Annotated in this window: 20 protein-coding genes; 5 read left to right on the forward strand and 15 right to left on the reverse strand. The window is 65.4% G+C overall.

What is annotated here, in order from left to right; genetic code table 11:
* Positions 1-8 precede the first annotated feature (8 nt).
* The 3 genes from BST47_RS17295 to glpX form a co-directional block, all read right to left on the reverse strand.
* Positions 9-2,768 (reverse strand): helix-turn-helix transcriptional regulator, encoded by a 2,760-nt coding sequence (locus tag BST47_RS17295; RefSeq protein WP_083126751.1) that lies wholly within the window; start codon positions 2,766-2,768, stop codon positions 9-11.
* Between the two features lie 154 nt (positions 2,769-2,922).
* Complete coding sequence (locus BST47_RS17300; protein ID WP_083126752.1) at positions 2,923-4,341, reverse strand: class II fumarate hydratase; 1,419 nt, start codon at positions 4,339-4,341, stop codon at positions 2,923-2,925.
* A 31-nt stretch (positions 4,342-4,372) separates the two neighbouring features.
* Entirely contained in the window at positions 4,373-5,401 is a 1,029-nt protein-coding gene (gene glpX, locus BST47_RS17305; protein ID WP_083126753.1) for a class II fructose-bisphosphatase, read from the reverse strand.
* Between the two features lie 54 nt (positions 5,402-5,455).
* Here glpX and BST47_RS17310 point away from each other — a divergent pair, with 54 nt between their 5' ends.
* On the forward strand, positions 5,456-6,103 hold the full coding sequence (locus BST47_RS17310) for a DUF4245 domain-containing protein (RefSeq protein WP_083126754.1): 648 nt from the start codon (positions 5,456-5,458) through the stop codon (positions 6,101-6,103).
* Positions 6,104-6,126: 23 nt separating this feature from the next.
* Positions 6,127-6,954, forward strand: a complete 828-nt coding sequence (locus tag BST47_RS17315) for a dienelactone hydrolase family protein (RefSeq protein WP_083126755.1) — start codon at positions 6,127-6,129, stop codon at positions 6,952-6,954.
* On the opposite strand, the gene BST47_RS17320 is transcribed toward BST47_RS17315, so the two are convergent.
* Genes BST47_RS17320 through BST47_RS17330 form a run of 3 tightly spaced genes read right to left on the reverse strand, consistent with a single transcriptional unit; the run spans position 6,935 to position 9,762 of the window.
* On the reverse strand, positions 6,935-8,161 hold the full coding sequence (locus BST47_RS17320; RefSeq protein WP_083126756.1) for an AI-2E family transporter: 1,227 nt from the start codon (positions 8,159-8,161) through the stop codon (positions 6,935-6,937). The genes BST47_RS17315 and BST47_RS17320 overlap by 20 nt on opposite strands.
* A 9-nt stretch (positions 8,162-8,170) precedes the next feature.
* Positions 8,171-8,998, reverse strand: coding sequence for an SDR family NAD(P)-dependent oxidoreductase (locus BST47_RS17325; RefSeq protein ID WP_083126757.1), 828 nt, complete (start codon positions 8,996-8,998; stop codon positions 8,171-8,173).
* A complete protein-coding gene (locus tag BST47_RS17330; RefSeq protein WP_083126758.1) occupies positions 8,995-9,762 on the reverse strand; it encodes an SDR family NAD(P)-dependent oxidoreductase in 768 nt (255 codons plus the stop codon). The genes BST47_RS17325 and BST47_RS17330 overlap by 4 nt, the downstream gene beginning before the upstream one ends.
* Positions 9,763-9,823: 61 nt before the next feature.
* Here BST47_RS17330 and BST47_RS17335 point away from each other — a divergent pair, with 61 nt between their 5' ends.
* Positions 9,824-10,288: an SRPBCC family protein gene (locus BST47_RS17335; RefSeq protein WP_083126759.1), complete on the forward strand. Its 465-nt coding sequence runs from the start codon at positions 9,824-9,826 to the stop codon at positions 10,286-10,288.
* A gap of 4 nt (positions 10,289-10,292) precedes the next feature.
* On the opposite strand, the gene BST47_RS17340 is transcribed toward BST47_RS17335, so the two are convergent.
* Genes BST47_RS17340 through BST47_RS17355 form a run of 4 tightly spaced genes read right to left on the reverse strand, consistent with a single transcriptional unit; the run spans position 10,293 to position 15,203 of the window.
* Positions 10,293-11,171: a formylglycine-generating enzyme family protein gene (locus BST47_RS17340; RefSeq protein WP_083126760.1), complete on the reverse strand. Its 879-nt coding sequence runs from the start codon at positions 11,169-11,171 to the stop codon at positions 10,293-10,295.
* Positions 11,164-12,057, reverse strand: a complete 894-nt coding sequence (locus BST47_RS17345; protein WP_083126761.1) for an HAD family hydrolase — start codon at positions 12,055-12,057, stop codon at positions 11,164-11,166. The genes BST47_RS17340 and BST47_RS17345 overlap by 8 nt, the downstream gene beginning before the upstream one ends.
* Positions 12,057-13,601: an arylsulfatase gene (locus BST47_RS17350; RefSeq protein WP_083126762.1), complete on the reverse strand. Its 1,545-nt coding sequence runs from the start codon at positions 13,599-13,601 to the stop codon at positions 12,057-12,059. Before BST47_RS17350 ends, BST47_RS17345 begins: the two co-directional genes overlap by 1 nt.
* Before the next feature lie 48 nt (positions 13,602-13,649).
* The gene (locus BST47_RS17355; protein ID WP_083126817.1) at positions 13,650-15,203 is read right to left on the reverse strand and encodes an arylsulfatase; all 1,554 of its coding nucleotides are present in this window, start codon (positions 15,201-15,203) and stop codon (positions 13,650-13,652) included.
* Between the two features lie 164 nt (positions 15,204-15,367).
* Here BST47_RS17355 and BST47_RS17360 point away from each other — a divergent pair, with 164 nt between their 5' ends.
* Entirely contained in the window at positions 15,368-15,646 is a 279-nt protein-coding gene (locus tag BST47_RS17360) for a DUF1876 domain-containing protein (protein WP_083126763.1), read from the forward strand.
* 19 nt (positions 15,647-15,665) lie between these two features.
* Here BST47_RS17360 and BST47_RS17365 read toward each other — a convergent pair whose 3' ends face one another.
* The 4 genes from BST47_RS17365 to BST47_RS17380 all read right to left on the reverse strand — a co-directional run bounded on the left by BST47_RS17365 (position 15,666) and on the right by BST47_RS17380 (position 18,880).
* Positions 15,666-16,778 carry a 3-beta-hydroxysteroid dehydrogenase gene (locus BST47_RS17365; RefSeq protein ID WP_083126764.1) on the reverse strand — a complete coding sequence of 371 codons (1,113 nt, stop codon included), beginning with the start codon at positions 16,776-16,778 and terminating at the stop codon, positions 15,666-15,668.
* 63 nt (positions 16,779-16,841) lie between these two features.
* Complete coding sequence (locus BST47_RS17370; RefSeq protein WP_083126765.1) at positions 16,842-17,054, reverse strand: exodeoxyribonuclease VII small subunit; 213 nt, start codon at positions 17,052-17,054, stop codon at positions 16,842-16,844.
* Positions 17,051-18,295, reverse strand: coding sequence for an exodeoxyribonuclease VII large subunit (gene xseA, locus BST47_RS17375; RefSeq protein WP_083126766.1), 1,245 nt, complete (start codon positions 18,293-18,295; stop codon positions 17,051-17,053). The genes BST47_RS17370 and xseA overlap by 4 nt, the downstream gene beginning before the upstream one ends.
* Positions 18,296-18,316: 21 nt before the next feature.
* Complete coding sequence (locus BST47_RS17380; protein ID WP_083126818.1) at positions 18,317-18,880, reverse strand: lipid droplet-associated protein; 564 nt, start codon at positions 18,878-18,880, stop codon at positions 18,317-18,319.
* Positions 18,881-18,933: 53 nt separating this feature from the next.
* Between BST47_RS17380 and BST47_RS17385 the strand changes: the two genes are divergently transcribed.
* On the forward strand, positions 18,934-19,935 hold the full coding sequence (locus BST47_RS17385) for a 4-hydroxy-3-methylbut-2-enyl diphosphate reductase (RefSeq protein WP_083126767.1): 1,002 nt from the start codon (positions 18,934-18,936) through the stop codon (positions 19,933-19,935).
* Between the two features lie 5 nt (positions 19,936-19,940).
* On the opposite strand, the gene BST47_RS17390 is transcribed toward BST47_RS17385, so the two are convergent.
* Positions 19,941-20,951 (reverse strand): DUF6542 domain-containing protein, encoded by a 1,011-nt coding sequence (locus BST47_RS17390; protein ID WP_083126768.1) that lies wholly within the window; start codon positions 20,949-20,951, stop codon positions 19,941-19,943.
* Positions 20,952-20,961 lie beyond the last annotated feature (10 nt).

The raw sequence follows: 20,961 nt of genomic DNA on the forward strand, positions 1-20,961 counted from the left end.
GAGTCGCTCTAGACCCGACCTATGTGGCGGCCCAGCTCCGCACGTGACCGGATGCCGAGCTTGCGGTAGATCCTGGCCAGGTTCGCCTCGACGGTCTTGGGACTGATGAACAGCGCATTGGCGACGTCACGGTTCTTCATGCCCGACGCGGCGAGCTCGGCGACGCGCTGCTCAGACGGGGTCAGTTGGCTGGATCCCTGCGGGCCGACGTTGGCCCGCGCCAGCTCGGCGCGCGTGCGGTTGGCCCAAAGCGGTACGTTGTGCCGCTCGAAGACCTCGAGCGCCATCTGCAGGCTTCTCGACGCCGCCTCCTTCTTGCGCATGCGACGTTCGAGCTGGCCGAGCAGCAGCAGGGTCCGCGCCCGGTCGAACGGCATGTCCACCCGCTCGTGTTCGGTCATCGCCTGCTGCGCCGCGGCGTGAGCGCCGGCGAGGTCACCCGTCGCCGCGAGCGTCATGGCGCGGCCACGCGCGCCGACGGCCGACATCCAGGCCCGGTCGAAGGTACGGCCGTTGCGTTCCAGTGCCTCGATGAGCGGCGCGGCTTCGGCGAGCCTGCCCAACTGCACCAGGGACTCGATGGCATCGGGCAGGAACGCGGCACCGGGCAGTTCGGTCGGCGTGGACGCGGGATCGAAGCCCGACAGCAGCGGAGCGACCGCGGCGAGCGCTTCCGGGTAGTTGCCCAGCGATACCTCGAGGAAAGCGAGGGTGGCAAGCAGCCGCTCCCCGAGCCGGAAAGTTCCTGTCTGCCTGCCGATCTCGAGTCCTGCTGCGATAGTGCGACGAGCTTCATCCTCCTGGCCGGCAAACACGGCCAAGGGTGCGCGCATGCTGTGCGCCAGGAACAGTGGCGTGCCGCCGCTGAGCTGACGGGCGCGTTCCATGGCGTCTTCTGCCACCAGGTTGGCGTTGATGAAGTCGCCCGCCCATACCGAGCTCATCACGACGTGCTGAGCGATGAAGACGTATTCGCCTTCCTCGCCCTTCTCCATGCAGCGCAGCCGGATCGCTTCGAGTTTCTGCCGCGCTGCCGCCAGTTCGCCGGTCCACTCCAGCAGGAGTGCGTGCTGCATTCTTGGCCGGAACACCAGCGGTGTGAAGGTGTCCTCATCCTCGAGTTCGAGCGCACGTTGCAGGCTTGCGCTATCGAAACCTTCGCCGGCCACGAAGTCCAACATGACCCGCATGCCCAGCGCCAGGCTGAGCAGGTGTGGCTGGCCGAGTCGCTCGGCATCTTCGACTGCCTGCCGTGCGACGTCCTTGCCCTCGCGAACCTGGTTGGCGTGCATGAGCGAATAGGCCAGCGTGATCAGCACCTGCACGCGCAGCGGACTGTTGTCATCCGCATCGTTGAGTGCCTGCTGCAGCACGGTCGTCGCCTCGAAAAAGCCCTCGGTGTAGAGGCGTACAACGGCCAAGCGGCACAACGCCTCTGCCCGCAGATCTCCCGGCGGCAGCCGGTCCACCGTCTCCTCGAGCATTGTGGTCGCCCGCTCATGGTCGCCGGCATCGAAGTGATTCAGCGCCGAGCGGAGCCGACGTTCTGGCGCGTCACCGCCGAGGCCGATGGCCAGGTCCATGAGTTCGGCAGCGGCCTCGGGTGCCCCACGCGCCCGCGCCGAGTCGGCAGCCTTGTCGAGCGCGCGCAGCGTCACATCGTCGCCTCTGGTAGCGGCCAGAGCGAGATGCCTTGCGCGCAGCTCGGTCTCGTCAACGAGCTCGGCGAGCCTACGGTGCATCGCTCGGCGGGTTGCGGGACGCGCCTCGGTGTAGACGCCCCTTGCCAGCAGCGGGTGCGTGAAATGGATCCGGTTGCCGTCGATGGAGATGATGCCTTTGCCCTCGGCGATCTCGAGAAGGTCCACCAGCTGGTCACCGTCGCCGATCGTCGCCATCGCCACCGTCTCGACTGTGGGCGTGGCCATGCACGACGCCGCGAGCAGCGCTTCGTGCACATCGGGGTCGAGGCTGCCGAGGCGGCTGCGGACGACATCGTTGAGCGTTCGCGGTAACGATGCCACCGTGGTGCTGAGCGTCCCGTCGTCCAGCGCCCTGGCCAATTCGATGGCATAGAAAGGATTTCCGCCGGACACCTGATGGATACGTCCCATTGCGGGCCGTGAGAAGGGCCGCTGCAGGCGCGACGAAACCGCGGAGTGCAGTTCGCGAACATTCAACGGACTGAGGCGAATACGGGTCAGGGCTTCGGGTCGCGGCAACTGCAGCCATGCCGCGCTCGCGCCGTCGTGGACCTCGGTGCGCACGCTGCCGAGTATGCCGACCGGCCCGGTGAGGCGCCGCGCGACGAATGCGATCACGTGCACGCTGGAAGGGTCGAGCCACTGCAGATCGTCGATGGCCAGCAACACCGGGCCGATTTCGGCGTGGCGCTCGATGACGGCGAGGAACGCGGCCGCGACGGCGCGTTGGTCGGTCACCTCACCCGTGCCTGCGCGCAACAGCACCTGGTCCACCGCGAGCAGCTGGGGGGCGGGCAGGTCCGCCCACGTGTGGGGGTCGACGTCGTCGAGCATGTCCGCCAGGGCGGTGTAGGCAAGAACGGATTCAGCGGCCGCGGCACGCGTGGACAGCACCCGGAACCCTCGCGCCGTTGCCTCCTCGATGGCGGCCAACCACAGCGTGGTCTTGCCGATTCCCGGCTCGCCTTCGATCAGCAGCGCGGATGGCCCGACGGTCGTCGAGGTCAAGAACGTCTTGACCGAACGATCCTCCGTCGGGCGGCCTCGTAGACCAGCCTCCGGCATCCACAATTCCCGGCACGTAGACAACTGACACAACCCCTGCACCGCACGACGCCCCGGACGGGACCGGGATCACGCGGTGGCAGTGTGCCTGTACCCGCTACGCGGCGGATCTAAGCAACTGCTCAGCGCAATGGGATGCTCTTCGCGCGAGCGCTCATCGCTCGCCGTCCTTGACCTTCGCCATCGCCAGCACGTCGAGACGCTTGTCGAGTTCTTCGAGGGACAGCTTGTCGCCGATCAGCCCGCGGTCGATCACGGTCTGACGGATGGTCTTCTTCTCCTTGAGCGCCTGCTTGGCGACCGCGGCGGCCTCCTCGTAGCCGATCGCCGAGTTCAGCGGCGTCACGATCGACGGCGAGGACTCGGCCAGCTCGCGCAGGCGCTCTTCGTTGGCGACCAGGCCGTCGATGCAGCGCTCAGCGAACAGCTTGGACGAGTTGGTCAGGATCTTGAACGATTCGAGCAGGTTGCGCGCCATCATCGGGATGTAGACGTTGAGTTCAAAAGCACCCGATGCGCCTCCAAAAGCGATCGCGGCATCATTCCCGATGACCTGCGCGGCGACCTGGGTGATCGCCTCCGGAATCACCGGATTGACCTTGCCCGGCATGATCGAACTGCCTGGTTGCAGGTCGGGAAGCTGGATCTCGCCGAGGCCGGTCAGCGGGCCCGAGCCCATCCACCGGACGTCATTGGCGATCTTGGTCAGCGACACCGCGATGGTGCGTAGCGCTCCGGACGCCTCGACCAGTCCGTCGCGGGCGGCCTGGGCCTCGAAATGGTTTGCGCAGACGCGCAGTTCGGCCAGACCGGTCAGCTCCGTGAGGACGGCGACGACACGCTCGTCGAAATCATCGGGGGCATTGAGGCCAGTGCCCACGGCGGTCCCGCCGATGGCCAGTTCACCCAGCCGCGGCAACGTGGACTTCACCCGTTCGATCGAGGCCTCCACCTGGCGGGCGTAGCCGCTGAACTCCTGGCCCAGCGTGACCGGGACGGCGTCCATCAGGTGGGTACGGCCGGACTTGACGACCGTGCGCCACTGGTGGGCCTTGGAGTCGAGCGACTCGTGCAGGATCTCGAGCGCCGGGATCAGGTGGCGTACAGCGGCTTCGGTGGCCGCGATGTGCGTCGCGGTGGGAAACGTGTCGTTGGACGACTGCGACATGTTGACGTCGTCATTGGGATGCACCTTCACGCCGTTGCGCTCGGCGACGCTTGCGATGACCTCGTTGGTGTTCATGTTCGAGCTTGTGCCCGAACCGGTTTGGAACACGTCGATGGGGAACTGGTCGTCGTGCAGACCGTCGGCGATCTCGCCGGCGGCGGCGATGATCGCGTCGGCCTTGTCGGGCGCCAGCAGACCGAGATCCTTGTTGACCTGTGCGCAAGCGCCTTTCAGCAGGCCGAGTGCACGGATCTGGGTCCGCTCGAGCCCACGGCCGGAGATCGGGAAGTTCTCCACCGCACGCTGGGTCTGTGCCCGCCAGAGCGCGTTGATCGGCACCCGGACCTCGCCCATGGTGTCGTGCTCGATGCGGTATTCGGTGCTTTCCGCAGCGCTGTCGGGCATTTGTGCTCCCTGTTCTTCGGTGTGTTTGTGGTTATGGCAGCGGGTAGACCGCATTGCTGTCGCCGATGAAATCGATCGCGGAGTACTCGTTGAGTTTCGAGAGGCGGTGGTAGGCCTCGATCATGCGCACGGTGCCGGACTTGCTGCGCATCACGATGGACTGGGTGGTGCAGCCGCCGCCGGAGTAGCGCACGCCCTGCAGCAGGTCCCCGTCGGTGACACCGGTGGCGCAGAAGAACACGTTCTCCCCGGACACCAGGTCTTCCGTGGTCAGCACCCGGTCGACGTCGTGGCCCGCGTCGATGGCCTTCTGCTTCTCATCGTCGTCGGTGGGTGCCAGCACTGCCTGGATGGCGCCGCCCATACAGCGGATCGCGGCGGCGGCGATGATGCCCTCGGGAGTGCCACCGATGCCGGCCAGCATGTCGGTACCCGAATTGGGTCGGCACGCGGAGATGGCGCCTGCCACGTCGCCGTCGGAGATCAACCGGATACGGGCGCCCGCCTCGCGGACGTCGGCGATGAGTTGTTCGTGGCGCGGCCGGTCCAGGATGCACACGGTGACGTCCCGCACCGACAACCCCTTCACCTTGGCGACGGCGCGGACGTTCTCGCCGATCGGCGCGGTGATGTCGATCGCGCTCACCGCGTCGGGACCGACGGCGATCTTGTTCATGTAGAAGACCGCCGACGGATCGAACATGGCGCCGCGCTCGGCGACCGCGAGCACCGAGATGGCGTTGGGCATGCCCTTGCTCATCAGGGTGGTGCCGTCGACCGGGTCGACCGCGAAGTCGCACTCCGGTCCGTCACCGTTGCCGACCTCTTCGCCGTTGTAGAGCATGGGCGCGTTGTCCTTCTCGCCCTCGCCGATCACGACGACGCCGCGCATCGATACGGAGTTGACCAGCTCGCGCATTGCGTCGACGGCGGCCCCGTCGCCGCCCTCCTTGTCACCTCGGCCTACCCAGCGTCCTGCTGCCATCGCACCGGCTTCGGTGACTCTCACGAGTTCAAGGGCGAGGTTACGGTCGGGTGCTTCACCGCGCGCGGGTGTCATGGGCAGATTGTCCCATTAGCCCCCCTCCCTTTGGGACCTGGGATACTGGCGACCATGACCACCCAGCCGCAGCCGGCTCCGAAGCCAGCGAAGTCGCGGCTACTGCAGGACGGCCGGGATATGTTCTGGTCGATCGCACCGCTGATAGTGGCCTGCATCGTGCTGGCCGGGGTGCTGGGTATGTGCTCGTTTCAGGCCAGCGGGCCCGCCGAGGGTCCCGTGCCCACCTACGACGCACCGGGCGCGCTTCAAGCCGACGCGGACGCCCTCAAGATCCCGATCAGGGTGCCGCAGCTGCCCGAGGGCTGGCAACCGAACTCCGGCAGCAGGAACGGCATCGATGGGGGCCGCACCGACCCGACGTCGGGGGAGAGCCTGCGAGCGGTCAGCTCGACCGTCGGCTTTCTGGCGCCGAGCGGCATGTACGTGAGCCTGACGCAGAGCAACGCCGACGAGGACAAGCTCGTTGCTTCGATGAGACCCGACATGCGCCCGACGGGCGCCGAGGACGTCGACGGCGTGACGTGGGTGGTCTACGAGGGCGGAGATCAGGAGGGGCGGCCTGCCGAGCCGCTGTGGACGACGCGGCTGAACGGCCCGACGGGGCCGGCGCAGGTTGCGCTGACCGGGGCCGTTACGACCGACGAATTCCGTACGCTGGCTGCGGCGACGCAGACCGCCGCTCCACTGCCCACCAAATAGCCGACTGCCAAGTAGGAGACGTCATGACCGCGCCCGATCCCGATGTCGCCGGCCAGGCGGCTCCGGAAGCAGACCTCACCGGCTGGACCGTTTCGCCGTTCGCCGCTGCGGGCTTCACCCATGACGTGTATCGCAGAGGTGAGGGTCCCGGAGTGGTGCTGATCCCGGAGATGCCCGGCGCCCATCCTGGTGTGTTCGCGCTGGGAAATCATCTGGTGGACAACGGGTTCACGGTGGCAATACCGTCGCTGTTCGGCACTCCCGGGGCGCCGGCGATGCGTCCCGGCGCGGTCCCGGTCATGTTGCGCGGTTGTGTGGCAAAGGAATTCGCGGGTTTTGCGACCAACGCCGACCGTCCGGTCGCGCACTACTTGCGTGCGCTGGCCCGCGATCTCAATGAGAACACACCGGGTAAGGGCGTCGGTGTGATCGGGCAGTGCTTCACCGGCGGCTTCGCGCTGGCGGCTGCGGTCGACGACAGCGTGCTCGCGCCCGTTCTCAGCCAGCCATCGCTGCCGTTTCCGCTGACGCCGAAACAGCGGCGCGACCCGGGACTGTCGGAAGCCGAGCTGAAGATCGTCGAACGGCGCGCGGCCAACGAGGGACTGTGCGCGCTGGGATTGCGCTTCAGCGAGGACCCGCTGGTGCCTGCCGAACGATTCAAGACTCTCAAAGACCGGCTCGGCGATGCGTTCGAGGTCATCGAGATCAACTCGAAGAAGGGCAACGAGCACGGCTTCGGCAAGATGGCGCACTCCGTGCTGACCCTTGAGCGCCGCGAGCAGGAAGGCCACCCCACCGACGACGTGATGAAGCGCGTCATCGAGTTCTTCAATCAGCGCTTGAGGTAGCGGCGGGCGACTTTTCGTCCATCTCGGGCTCGCCCTCGCTCTCGGCTTCTTCTTTGGCCTGTTCACGCTTCTGCTTGATGCGGCGGCCCAACCGCCACAACGGGTTTCGCTTCTTGGGTTTGGTGTCTTTCTCGTCGGGCTGGTCCATCGGCACACCCTTGTAAACGGCCAGATACACGCTGATCGTGGTGACGATGACGATCATCAGCACCGGGCCGATCACGATGCCCCACGCGCCGAACATCGCGATTCCGGCGAACACCGCCAGCAGCATCAGTGCCGAGTCCAGGCGGGCAGCGCGGGGAACCAGTATGGGGCGCAGGAAGTTGTCGATGTTCGTCACCACGATGAGGTGGAACAGGATCACGAATATGCCGCCGTAGATATTGCCGAACAGGATCATTCCGACACCGAACGGGATCGTGATGATGCCGCTTCCGAGCGGAATGACCGACAGCGCGGACAATAGAACGGCGAGCAGGAAGAAGCCCTGGTGGAATCCGGCGATGTAGATCGACCCGGCGCCTGCGACACCCTGGCAGACGGCGATGACGAACTGGCCCATGACGGTGCCCTTGACCATCGCGCCCATCTTCGACATGTAGAGGTCGGTGATCTCCTCGCCCAGCGGATTCAGTCGCCGGATGAGCAGCAGCACCTTGTCCCGGTTGGTCAGCAGCGACAGGAACACATACAGGAACAGGATGGCCGACGTGATCGCACCGAACGCGCCGCCGGCCGCGCCCTGGAGTAGGCCGAGCAACCACTTGCCGACTTCCTGAGCGACGGTCGTCATCGAATCCTGTAGTGACTCAGGGGTGATCGTGTAGTCGACAAACGGCACGCGGTGCAGCAGTTCGTTGGCCAACGCCAACGACCGGTCGCCGAGGGCCGACAGATCGGTGTTCTCGACCCAGACGGCGACCCGCTCGACCATGGTGGTGATCTGGATGACCGCAAGGAACACGAACAGGCTCAACGGCACGATCACCGCGGCGAAGGCGGCCAGCAGCGTCAGCGTCGCCGACAATCCCGCGCCGAGTTTCTTGTTGAGCCGTGAGTAGAGCGGCTGGAACAGATAGGCCGCCACCGCGGCGACCACGATCAGAATGAAATACCCACGCAGGAAGTACGCGCCGAAGGCGATCGCGACGACGGTCGCGACGGCAAGCGCACGTTTTTGTGTCAGCGTGAATTCGGTGTTCACGCGCTATTTCTACAGAACTTTCGCTCGGGCCTCGACCTGTTTGGCGCGTTGACCCTCGATGAACCGCATCGACATGCGATTCAGCAGAGTGGGGGCCATCCTGGCGAACAACCATTGAACGCGCGCGATCCGTGGCTTCACCAGGATCGCCTTGTTCTTCTCGACCGCGCGCAGGATGTCCTGCGCCAACCGGTCGGCGTCGTACGGCTTGCCGCCCTGCGTTTGCAAAAAGTAGTCACGGCCGACGAATCCGCCGATGGCGCCCTTGTCGAGGATCGGCGTCTCGACGGCGGCCGGGCACACCACGAGCACGCCGACGCCGCGCGGGACCGCTTCGGAGCGCAACGCCATCGACAACCCGACGACAGCATGTTTGGTCGTCACGTAACTGGTTATCTGGCCCGCCGCGGCAAGGCCTGCCATCGACGCGGTGTTGACGATGTGGCCGTGGCCCTGGCGCAGCATCAGCGGATAGGCCGCCGCGACGCCATGGACGACGCCGCGCAGGTTGATGTCGATGATCGCGTTCCACTGGTCCAGCGTCAGCAACTCGGTATCACCGCCCCAACAGATTCCCGCGTTGTTGAACATCAGGTCGAGTCGGCCGGCGCGGTCGACCACGTCGTTGACGACGGCCTGCACCGCCCCCGCGTCGGTGACGTCGAGTCGTGCGGCGCGTGCCCCGCCACCCAGTGCAGCGGCGGTCCGCTCAGCGGCCTCACCGTCGATGTCGGTGCAGACCACATGCGCGCCCGCGCCGACGAGCGCGCGGCACAACGCTGCGCCGATGCCCGACCCGGCGCCGGTGACGATGGCCTGCTTGCCGGCGAAACTCACTGCGCCTCCGCCAGTTTCATCACATGTCCCAGCACATCCGGGTACTTCTTCAGGTGTGCGCCGCCGTTGAGATCGAGGACTTCACCGGTGAGCCACGAGTTCTGCGGCGAACACAGGAACACCACGGCGTTCGCGATCTCCTCCGGCTTACCCGCACGCCCTAGCGCGGTGTTCTCGGTGTAGTCCTCGACGAGGCCGGGGATGAGCGACGAGCCCGCCGTCAGCGGCGTGTCGACGAAACCGGGCGCCACCGCGTTGACCCGGATGCCGCGCGGCCCCCACTCCAACGCCGCGACCTGGGTCAGCATCGACAGCCCGGCCTTGGCCGAGCAGTAGGCGCTCATCCCGACGGCAGGCTGGCGACCGTTGAGGGAGCTGATCGACACGAGCGAGCCGCCCGCTCGCAGCTTCTGTCCGGCGTACTTGGCGACGATGAAGGAGCCGTTCAGGCACACATCGACGACTCCGCGAAACTCGTCGACCGACAGGTCGGTGATCAGGCCGAGGCTGCCGAACCCCGCGCAGTTCACCACGACGTCGAGCGGACCGATCTCGTCGAAGAGGCGTTGCACCGAGGCCTCGTCGGTGACGTTGACCTGTGCAGCGGTATGGGGCTCGCCGAGTTCGGCGGCCCGTTCTCGCGCGCCGTCGGCGTTGAGGTCGGCGATCGTGACGCGGCAGCCGTCGGCGGCGAGCGCCTGCGCGCTGGCCCAGCCGATGCCGGACGCACCACCGATCACGACTGCCACTCGCCCGTTGCTCATACAGTTGCCCTTTCGACGCAGTGGAACGCGTTCCAACTTAGCGCTTTGACACACTCGACTCATGAGCGATCTGAATATGTCGCAGACGGTCCACGTGGCGGCCACTCCCGAGGACCTCTACGAGATGGTGTCCGATGTGACGCGGATGGGCGAGTGGAGTCCCGTCTGCCGGGACTGCTGGTGGGACGAGGGCGCAGGTCCGCGCGAAGGCGCATGGTTCACGGGCCGCAACGAGACTCCGGAACGGACCTGGGAGACCCGCAGTCAGGTGGTGGCCGCCGAGCCCGGCCGCCGGTTCGCGTGGGAGGTCAACAACGGCTGGGTGTATTGGGGATTCACCTTCGCACCCGACGGCGAAGGCGCCCTGCTCACCGAGTCCTGGATTTTCCTTCCCGCAGGTATCGCGGGTTTCCGCGAACGGTTCGGTGATCAGGCTGACGCCGAGATCGAGAAGCGTCGGGCGGCGGCCGAGAGCGGCATACCTGCCACGCTCGCCGCGATCAAGAGGGCCGCTGAGAAGGGCTAGCACATCAGCGCTTGACGCAGCGAAAGCCGATGTGGCTCATGCCGGTATCGACCGGCTGGGGGCGGCGCGCGGCGGGGCGGTATCGCAGGCAGTAGACGTCTGCGCAGAGAAACGAACCGCCCTTGACCACCTTGCGCGGCACCTGAAACTGCGGTTGTCGCGAATCGTAACTGTCTGAACCGCAACAGGATGGGTCGTCACGGGTTTCGCCGTACCAGTCCGTGGTCCACTCCCAGACATTTCCGGCCATATCGAACAGGCCGTAGCCGTTGGGCGGGTAGCTGCCGACCGGGGCCGTGCGCCCGTAACCCTTTTCCGGCCGCCACGGGAAGTCGCCGTGCCAGTAGTTGGCCAGCGGTCGGTCCGACGATTCCGGCTCTTCACCCCAGGTGTATTCCGCGTGGTCCAGTCCTCCCCGGGCCGCGGTTTCCCATTCCGCCTCGGTGGGCAGGGACATGCCTGCCCACGCCGAATACGCTTCGGCGTCTTCGTATGCGACGTGCACGACCGGGTGTTCGGCGCGTTTGTCGATCGACGACAGCGGACCGACAGGATGCCGCCACGACGCCCCGGGCGTCCACGTCCACCACAGGTTGAGATGCCGAAGGTCCACCGGCCCCGGTGTGCGAGTGAACACCATCGACCCCGGTTGCAGATTCTCCGGTGGCGCGTCCGGATAGTCGGTGGCATCCAATGGCCGCTCGGCGACCGTGAGATATGCTGTGGCTTTGACGAATTCGGCGAATTGACTGTTTGTCACGGCCCTGGCCATCATCCAGAACCCCTCGACGTCGGCCGCCCGCGCCGGCGCCTCCTCGGGGTAATGGCGATCCGATCCAAGCGTCGCGGTCTGCGACGGGATCCAGACGAGGTCGTCAGTCACTGAAGACGGTCGTCCAGTCATTCTTCATGCTGACGACTGTCCAGCCATCGGTCACCGCCTGTTTCAATGACTTCTCCGCGCCTGCGGTGTAATCGAATTCGCGGTCCGCGTCGTCATGCAAGATCAAGAGGCGGAAGCCGTCGGTGAACTCGAGCATCTCGATGTCACCGTTGGAGTTGCCTGCAGCGAGGATCGGGCGGCGTCCGATTCGGCTCCACAGCCGAACGGGTTTCATGGGCCCGTCATCGAGAAACTCCGGTTGGTCTGTCGTGTAGAGATGGCCGCCCCGATAGACCAGGCCTACCGAACTGCCCACCACCCGTTCGGGCGGAATGCCATACAGCGCGCTGGTAATCGGACGCATGAAGTCGCGGCCACCACCGGAGACGATGTAGTTGGTGAAGCCATTGGCCTCGAGATAGCGGAGCAGATCCACCATCGGCTGATAGCCGCATGACGTGTATGCCCGGCCCAGTGTCGGGTGCTTCGCCTCGGCGAAGAACGTGTTGACCCGGCCAGCATGCTGCTCGACGGTGATCTCGTGATGGGCTCGCAGTATCGCGCCCATCAACGGTTTCAGATCGGTGTCGTCGCCCTGGTAGTGCTTCGTGACCGCGTCGCCCAGCCATTGGAGGTCGCCGGAATAAGCAGCCTTGTACGGCTGGTGATCGCGCAGCGACGGGTCAGCCTCGGCCTGCTCCTTGAAACGCCGGAGCAGAAAATCCAATTGGATGTACATCGGCTTCTCACACCACAGCGTGCCGTCGTTGTCGAAGACTGCGACGCGCGCTTCGGGCGAAACGAAATCCGGGCCGTCGGCGGTGACCCGTCCCACGAAGTCGAGGATCGCCGACTTCGTGGGACCGTCGGTCCACGATTCGAGCATCAGCCGCCCCGGGTGGCCAGGAACTTGTCGAGCTCCTCGACCGCGTGGTTGATCGTGAACGTCGCCGGCTCTTGGCGCGGCGGAAACTCCTTGAAGGTCTCCAGGAACTGTGTCGCGATCGCCGAGCCGTAGAGCACCAGGAAGATGCGGTCTATCACCCAGTCCCAGTATGTGTTTGACGTGATGTCCGCGCGTTCGAACGGGTCGGTCCGCAGATTGAACAACTTCGGCGCACGCAACGGGGTGAATGGCTCGAACCAGATCTGCAGGGTGCCCTGGCAGCGCTGCTCCTGGAACACGACCTTCCAATTCTCGGCGCGGATGCCCAGGACATCGCAGTCGTCGGAGAAGTAGATCATTCCTCGCCGCGGACTCTTATCGACCTCACCGGTCAGATACGGCAGCAGGTTGAAGCCGTCGATGTGCACCTTGTAGGTTGTGTCGCCGGCCTGGTGGCCCTTCTTGAGTTTCTCGACGATGTCGGGGTCACCCGCGGCGGCCAGGAATGTCGGCAGCCAATCATGATGCTGGACAATCTCGTTAGAGACGCTGCGCGGCTTGATCTTCCCGGTCCAGCGGATCATCTCGGGTATCCGGAAGGCGCCCTCCCAGTTGGTGGCCTTCTCACTGCGGAACGGGGTCGTCGCACCGTCAGGCCAGCTGTTGGCGTGCGGCCCGTTGTCGGTTGAGTAGATGACGATGGTGTCCTCAGCGATCCCGAGTTCGTCAACGAGATCCAGCAGCGTGCCGACATTGCGGTCGTGGTCGATCATCGTGTCGTGGTACGGCGACTGCCAGCGTCCCGCCTGCCCGCGGCTCTCGGGCTTCGTGTGGGTCCGGAAGTGCATATGCGTCATGTTCATCCACACGAAGAACGGAGTATCCGCCTCGTGCTGACGCCGGATGAAATCCACACACGCTGAAGTCGTCTCGTCGTCGATGGTCTCCATTCGCTCCTTCGTCAGCGGTCCCGTGTCCTCGATTCGCTGCTTGCCCACGGGGCCGTACCGGTCGTCGACCTCGCCGGAATCCTCCTCGGTCGCCCACGAGTGGATGACCCCACGGGGGAGCAACGCCTTGCGGAGCAGCGGTGCCTCCTCGGCCGTCGGATAGTCCTCATGCTCGGGTTCTTCCTCGGCGTTGAGGTGGTACAGGTTGCCGAAGAACTCGTCGAATCCGTGCGCGGTCGGCAGAAACTTGTTCAGGTCGCCGAGGTGGTTCTTGCCGAACTGTCCGGTGGCGTAACCCATCGGTTTGAGGAGTTCGGCGATTGTCGGGTCCTCCTTTTGCAGGCCGATGTCCACACCTGGCATACCGACCTTGCTCATGCCGGTGCGGTAGACGCTCTGCCCGGTGATGAACGACGACCGGCCCGCTGTGCAACTCTGCTCGCCGTAGGAATCGGTGAAAAGCATTCCCTCGTCGGCGATCCGGTCGATGTTGGGGGTGAAGTAGCCCATCATTCCGCGGCTGTAACAACTGAGGTTGGAGATTCCGATGTCGTCACCCCAGATGACGAGAATGTTCGGCTTGGAATCGGGCATGCGCAGTTCCCTTCTTGAATTGTGTTGGCCATCGGTGGCGGGCAGGACCTAATCGGACGCCAAGAAATCCTCGAGCTTCTTGACAATCTGGTCGACGCTGAAGCTGGCGGGCTCGTGTCGTGGCGGGAACTCTTTGAACGTGTCGAGGAACTGCGCCGCCATCGCGGTCGCGTAGAAGACGAAGAAGTCGCGGCGCAGGAACCACTCGTAGTACGTGTTCGATGTGATGTCGGCGTACTCGAACGGGTCGGTGCGAAGGTTGAACAGCTTCGGCACCCGCAGAGGCGTGAATGGCTCCGCCCAGGTCCGAAGAGTGCCCTGGCAGCGCTGCTCGGCGAAGACGATCTTCCAGTTCTCGAAGCGCATCCCTACCAGTTCCGCATCGTCGTTGAAGTAGAAGAAGCCTCGTCGCGGGCTGTGCTCGACCTCACCCATCAGGTAATGCATCAGGTTGAACCCGTCGATATGAACTTTGTACTCTCGCTCATTCCCGGCGGACCCGATCTTCAAGCCCTTCTTTAGCTTTTCGCTGACATCGGGGTCGCCTGCGGCGGCCAGCAGCGTCGGCAGCCAGTCGTGGTGCTGGATGATGTCGTTGGATACCGTGCCCGCCGTGATCTTCCCTGGCCAGCGGATCAACTCCGGAACTCGATACGCACCTTCCCAGTTCGTGTTCTTCTCGCTGCGGAACGGCGTGGTGCCTGCGTCCGGCCATGAGTTGCGGTGCGGGCCGTTGTCGGTCGAATAGATGACGATGGTGTCGTCCGCGATGCCGAGGTCGTCCAGCACATCGAGGACGGTGCCGACGTTCTTGTCGTGGTCGATCATCGCGTCGTGGTACTCGGATTGCCACAAACCTGCCTGGCCCTTGCTGCCGGGCTTCAGGTGTGTGTACAGGTGCATGTGGGTGAAGTTGCACCAGACGAAGAACGGGTTGCCTGCGTCGTGCTGCCGCTTGATGTAGTCGACGGTGGCGTCGGCGATGTCGTCGTCGATGGTCTCCATGCGCTTGCCGGTCAGCGGGCCGGTGTCTTCGATGGTCTGCTTGCCAACCGGGCCGAACTTCTCGTCGTCGGGTTCCGTCGACACCTCATCGAGGGCCTTGCACTTCAGGACACCGCGGGGCAGCGCCGTGTCGTACAGCCGCGGGAACTGGTCCTTGTGCGGGTAGTCGAACTGCTCGGGCTCCTCCTCGGCGTTCAGGTGGTACAGGTTGCCGAAGAACTCGTCGAACCCGTGGACGGTCGGCAGATACTTGTTGAGATCGCCGAAGTGGTTCTTGCCGAACTGCCCGGTCGCATAGCCAAGCGGCTTGAGCAACTCGGCGATGGTGGGGTCCTCGGCGGACCAGCCGATGTCCACACCAGGCACGCCGACCTTGCTCATCCCGGTGCGGTAGACGCTTTGTCCACTGATGAAGGCCGCACGGCCCGCGGTGCAGCTTTGCTCGCCGTAAGAGTCGGTGAAGCGCATGCCCTCGGCGGCTATGCGGTCGATGTTCGGCGTGCGGTAACCCATCATGCCGTCGCTGTAACAGCTGAGGTTTGAGATGCCGATGTCGTCGCCCCAGATCACCAGAATGTTCGGTTTTCCGTCGGGCATCGCCATCTCCTAGTAGGTCGTTGAACGAACGCTATGCGGCGTCAACAGAAGTCGTCGGCGGAAAGGAGAGGCTCTCAGCAGAAACTTACGTGCGCGTTTTCGGGCCCATGAACGACTGGAGAGGAGCAGTCTGTACGTACCAGGCAGAGGGCGGAGACCCAAACATGTACGACAGAGATCTGACCAACACGTGGCGCATCGAGATCCGGTTCGATGAGGACGAGACGCATACGCATGCGACCGTCCGTGTCGACATCGACGACGACGACAGCATGACCGCCGTTGGCGACGCCCGCCGCAATCCCAGGGACCCCAGCCAGCCCATGATCGGTGAGGAGATCGCCGCGGCGCGTGGGCTGATCGCCCTCGGTACCGAACTCTTACACCGGGCCGGGTCGCGGATCGAGGCTGTCACCCGACACCCCGTTCACCTCGTCAGCTGACGCGGTACGGCGAAAGGGATCAGCCTTCGGGCGGTGCGGTGCCGGCGATGCTGACGGCCGGCGCATCGCCTTCGTTCTTGATCTTGTGGAAAAGGTCGACGTAGTAGGGCAAGCACTCTTTCATTGCCTGCTCGGTGGTGAACAGCGGCTCGTACCCGAGGTCGCGCTTCGCTTTCGCGATCGAGAAGTAGTTGTCGAGGTACAGCCGTTCGACGCCGAGGGGTTCGATCATCGGCTTGGGGATGCCGAACTTGAAATGGAACCACTGCCACACCGTCATCGCGAACCACACCAGCCGGCCGGGCACGCGGATCTTGGGGTAACGCTGGCCGCACGCCTCCACCACGGGCCGGGAGAACTCGAACATGTTGATCGGGTCGCCGTCGTTGATGAAATATGCCTGGCCCGGTGCGCTCCCGCCGGGCACCAGATGCTGCGCGGCGAGGATGAAACCATGAATCAGATTGTGCACGTAGGAGTTGTCGAGCTTGACGTTCTTGCCGCCGACCAACACCTTGACGTGTCCGGCGAGCACGCTCTCGAACACCTTGCGGAACATCGTCTGATCGCCTCGGCCCCAGATGCCACTCGGCCGGATCGAGCAGGTGAGCAGGCCGCCCTGACCGTTCTGCGACAGGACGAACTTCTCCGCGACCACCTTCGTCTCGGTGTAGAGGTCGTTGAACCGCTCGGTGTAGGGCAGGGTTTCGTCTCCGCCGGAGATCTTCTTGCCGCCCATGACGACGCTGTTGGACGCGGTGTAGACGAAGCGCTTCACCCCGGCCGCCTGCGCGGCGTGCACCAGGTTCTCGGTGCCCGTGACGTTGACCGAGAAGCTGCGCCTGCGGTATTCCTCGGTGACCGACGCGCCACCCATCAGGTCGATGATCGCGGCGGTGTGGAACACGGTGTCGACGCCGGCGACGGCGGCGGCGACGGTCTCTTCGTCGCAGATGTCGCCCTCGAGGACCTCGAGCCGCGGATGTGCCGCGAGCGGCGAGGGCGCGCGATCGAACGAGCGAACGTCGTGTCCGCGCTCCAGTAGTTCGGTCACCAGGTTGGCGCCGACGAATCCGGAGCCACCGGTGACGAGGACGCGGCCGAGTTCGGTGGTCAACGTTGAATCACCCATGCCGAGCAGAATAACTGAAACGTGTTACAGTTTCGACCCTCAATGCCGGAAATCGTTCCGATCTCAACTTTCTCCCGCGTCCTTGGCGGCCAGCGCATCCTCCACCCGCTTACGCGCTCCGGCGAGGTGTTCCTCGCATCGTTTGGCCAGCTCCTCGCCCCGTTCCCACAACTTCAGCGAGGTGTCCAGGTCCAGTCCGCCCTGCTCCAACTGCTGCACCACGGCGATCAGCTCATCGCGGGCTTCTTCGTACCCCAGCTGACTAATGGGCTTCATTCAATGTCCCCTTCTGGGCCGTCGCTGACAGCCGTGATCGCGCCGTCGGCCACCCGGACCCGAAGCCGGACGCCTGACGGCGCGTCGGCGGTGGTCCGCAGCACCCTCCCAGTGCTGAAGGCATCCGGCAGAGTCTGCACCACCGCGTAGCCGCGGGCGAGCGTCGCCGCGGGCCCCAGTGTGCCCAGCCGCGCCGACAGATGCTCGACCCGGTCGGCTTCGGCGGCCACCAGACGGGCGATGTCGCGACGGGCCGCCGCTCGTGCGCGATGCACCTCGTCGGAGCGGGCGGTGATTGCGGCCAGCGGTGCGGCGAGCACCGGCCGGCTGCGCAACTGGTCCAAGTGGTGTTGTTCACGGTGCACCCAGTTCCGCAGTGCACGACCGCCGCGACGGCACAGATCCCGGATGCCGGCCTGTTCGGCGGCGGCGTCGGGAACGATGCGCTTGGCCGCGTCGGTCGGCGTGGCGGCGCGTACGTCCGCGACCAGATCGCACAGCGGATTGTCGGGTTCGTGACCGATGGCGCTCACGATCGGCGTTGTGCACCTGGCGATCTCACGGCACAGAGTCTCGTCGTAGAAGGGCAGCAGCGCGTCGATGTCACCACCGCCGCGGGCGATCACGATGACGTCGACGTCGGGGTCCGCGTCGAGCTCACGCAGCGCGTCGACGACCTGCGACACCGTGTTGGGGCCCTGGACCGCCGTGTTGCGGATCTCGAACTGCGCTGCGGGCCAACGACTTTGCGCGATGAAGACGACGTCGCGTTCGGCGGCTGAGGCGCGTCCGGTGATCAGTCCGATGGTGTGCGGCAGAAAGGGCAGCGGCCGCTTGAGACGCGGATCGAACAGGCCCTCGGCCTCCAGCAGTTTGCGTAATCGTTCGATACGCTCGAGCAGCTCGCCGAGGCCGACAGCGCGAATCTCGCTGACGCGCAAAGAGACTGTGCCCCGTGCGGTGTGAAACGCCAGCTTGCCGAACATGATGACCTGCACGCCCTCGGCCAGTTCGACCGGCGCGTTCTCTACCAGGTCCCGTGGGCACACCACGGACAGCGACATGTCGGCGGCCGGGTCACGGAGCATGATGAACGCGACGGTGGGCCGTAGGTTCAGCTGGGCAATCTGGCCCTCGACCCAAATGGTGCCCAGTTTGTCGATGTACTTGGCGACGCGGGTGGAAACCGCGCGAACCGGCCAAGGGTTGTCGGGGGACTTACCCGGCTCGGCGTCCGTCATATTCCCGCGCGGCTGGGGTCGTCACTTCGCGGTCGCGCGAGTGATCCTGTTGGAAAGCAGCGTCTGGAAGGGTGCGCGAGCCTTGGAGGCTTCCTCGTACGCGAGCAGGGCCTCCAAGTCCGCGACCCGCAGCGTCGTCAGACGCGCCCGCAGCTGTGCCAGGGTGAGCGTCTCGTATTCGAGCTCCTCGACGATCTCGGGCACGCTTTCTGACGTCGTCCGCACGATCGGCTCGGGCTCGGACTTCTTGTCGGTGGCGGGTTCGCCGCCGGTGAAGAGCGCGAATCGCCCCTCGGTGAGGCGTTCCCCGTCGGCCACCGGCGTCGCAGGGGCGTCCTCGAGGTCCTCGTCAAAGGTGGCCCATTCGGGCTGCTCGTCCTTCGGCGGAAAGAGCGACTCGAGGGTCTCGTCGCCCTTGATCACCAGGTCAGCGACGTCCTGCTGCATTTTCATGACGAGGTGCGCGAGCTGACTGGCCACGGTCATCGGGTACGTGAGTATGGTCTGCGGAATCTTGCGGGTTTCCTCGATGGCGGTCACTGCCGCCCCTATGAGCAGACGGACCCCATATGGTGCGGTTGCCATGGCCTCCACCCTACGGTTGGCCTGATTACCCCGCGGGTCAGTACCCTGGAAACATGCCACCGACTATCAATATGGGGATTCCGGGCGCTTCGAGCTCGGTCACCGGTGGCGTCGCAGGCAAACGGGTGCTGCTGGCCGAGCCGCGCGGCTACTGCGCCGGGGTCGACCGCGCCGTCGAGACCGTGGAGCGCGCACTCGAGAAGCACGGCGCGCCGGTATACGTACGCCACGAGATCGTTCACAACGTGCACGTCGTGGAGACGCTGGCCAAGGCGGGCGCGATCTTCGTCGAGGAAACCGACGAGGTGCCCGAGGGGGCCATCGTGGTGTTCTCCGCCCACGGCGTGGCCCCGACGGTGCATCAGACCGCCGCCGAGCGCAATCTGAAGGTCATCGACGCGACGTGCCCGCTGGTCACCAAGGTGCACAACGAGGCCAAACGTTTCGCCCGGGACGACTACGACATTCTGCTGATCGGTCACGAAGGCCACGAAGAGGTGGTGGGCACCGCCGGTGAGGCGCCCGATCACGTGCAGTTGGTCGACGGGCCCGATTCCGTGGACAACGTCACGATCCGCGACGAGAACAAGATCATCTGGCTGTCGCAGACCACGCTGAGCGTGGACGAGACGATGGAGACCGTGCGCCGACTGCGGGAACGCTTCCCGACGCTGCAGGATCCGCCCAGCGACGACATCTGCTACGCCACCCAGAACCGCCAGGTCGCGGTCAAGGCGATGGCGCCGGAATGCCAGCTGGTGATCGTTGTGGGGTCGCGCAACTCGTCGAACTCCGTGCGGTTGGTGGAGGTCGCGCTCAACGCGGGTTCCGATGCCGGCTATCTGGTCGACTACGCCGAGGACATCGACCCGGCGTGGCTCGAAGGGGTGACGACCGTCGGCATCACATCGGGTGCGTCGGTGCCGGAACTGCTAGTGCGGGGTGTGCTCGAGCGTCTCGCCGAGTATGGCTACGACACGGTGCAGCCGGTCACCACAGCCAACGAGACGCTGGTTTTCGCCCTGCCCAGAGAGATCCGGCCGGCGCGCGTCTAGCTGGGTCAGATGTCGTACTCCCAACTTTCGACGGCTCGGTCGCGCGAACGCGGCGGCCGCCGGTACTGCGCATAGTCATCGCCGTCTTCTGATCCCCGGTAGCGCACCCGCGACACCGGGTGATGCGTGCCGCTGCCGTTGCTGCCGTGCAGCGGCGGGTCGTCGTCGTAGCGGCGTCGACGCGCGGGCCGCTCGTATCCGCTGCGTCGTTCCGGCGGCGGCGTCGCCCTGCGCTGGCTCGACCCTGACCGGGGCTTGCGGCGCGGCGGCTCCATGGGCGGCTCGGCCTGTCTGCTGGGGCGCGGGCGCCGCCGCCGGTCTCCGGGTTCGTAGTCCGACTCGGGGGGGCGGGCGTGCCGGGAACGCGGTGGGGCGGTGCGGCTTGCGGGTCTGCCGGAGCGGCCCGACGCTCGGCTGGGGCGCTCCGCGCCGGTTCGGCGGCGAGGCGGTTCGTCGGCGTCCTCAGCTTTGGTCGTGGAACCGAGGCCGGCCAGCAGCGCGGACACCTTGGCGCTCACCGCGGCTCCCAAACCACCCTTGCTGGTCTCGTCCTTATCCGTCGCGGCAGGCGCGCCCCGGCGTGCGGACATTCCGGTGTACCAACGGGCCATGCCTATGAGCAACACCACAGCAGATGTGAAGAACATCAGCGGGAAGCGTTCGATCAGCGGGTAGGCGCAGTTGATCAGTGTGTCTTTGAAATTCGAGAGCGTGCTGTCGGTGAAGACGAAGTACGCGCTGGGGACGGCACCGAACAGCAGTAGCGGCGGCTGTATGACGGCGGTGAAGACGCCGGACTGTCGCACCGCGAGCACCGCGAAGATGCAGCCGACCACATAGGTGCCGGCAAACACCGACGTCAACTCTTTGGCGCCCGAACCGGCGTCGTAGGCGAACCCGACCGCCATCAATGTCGCGGCGATGAGCACGGCGCCCCACCAGGGAACACCCGGGATGTTGGGGTGCACGGAACGATGGTCGGCCGCGACGGCCGACCTCGCGCGCTGTGCTGACACACGTAGACCG

The sequence above is a fragment of the Mycolicibacterium tusciae genome (assembly GCF_002086795.1).
Classification (GTDB): domain Bacteria; phylum Actinomycetota; class Actinomycetes; order Mycobacteriales; family Mycobacteriaceae; genus Mycobacterium; species Mycobacterium tusciae.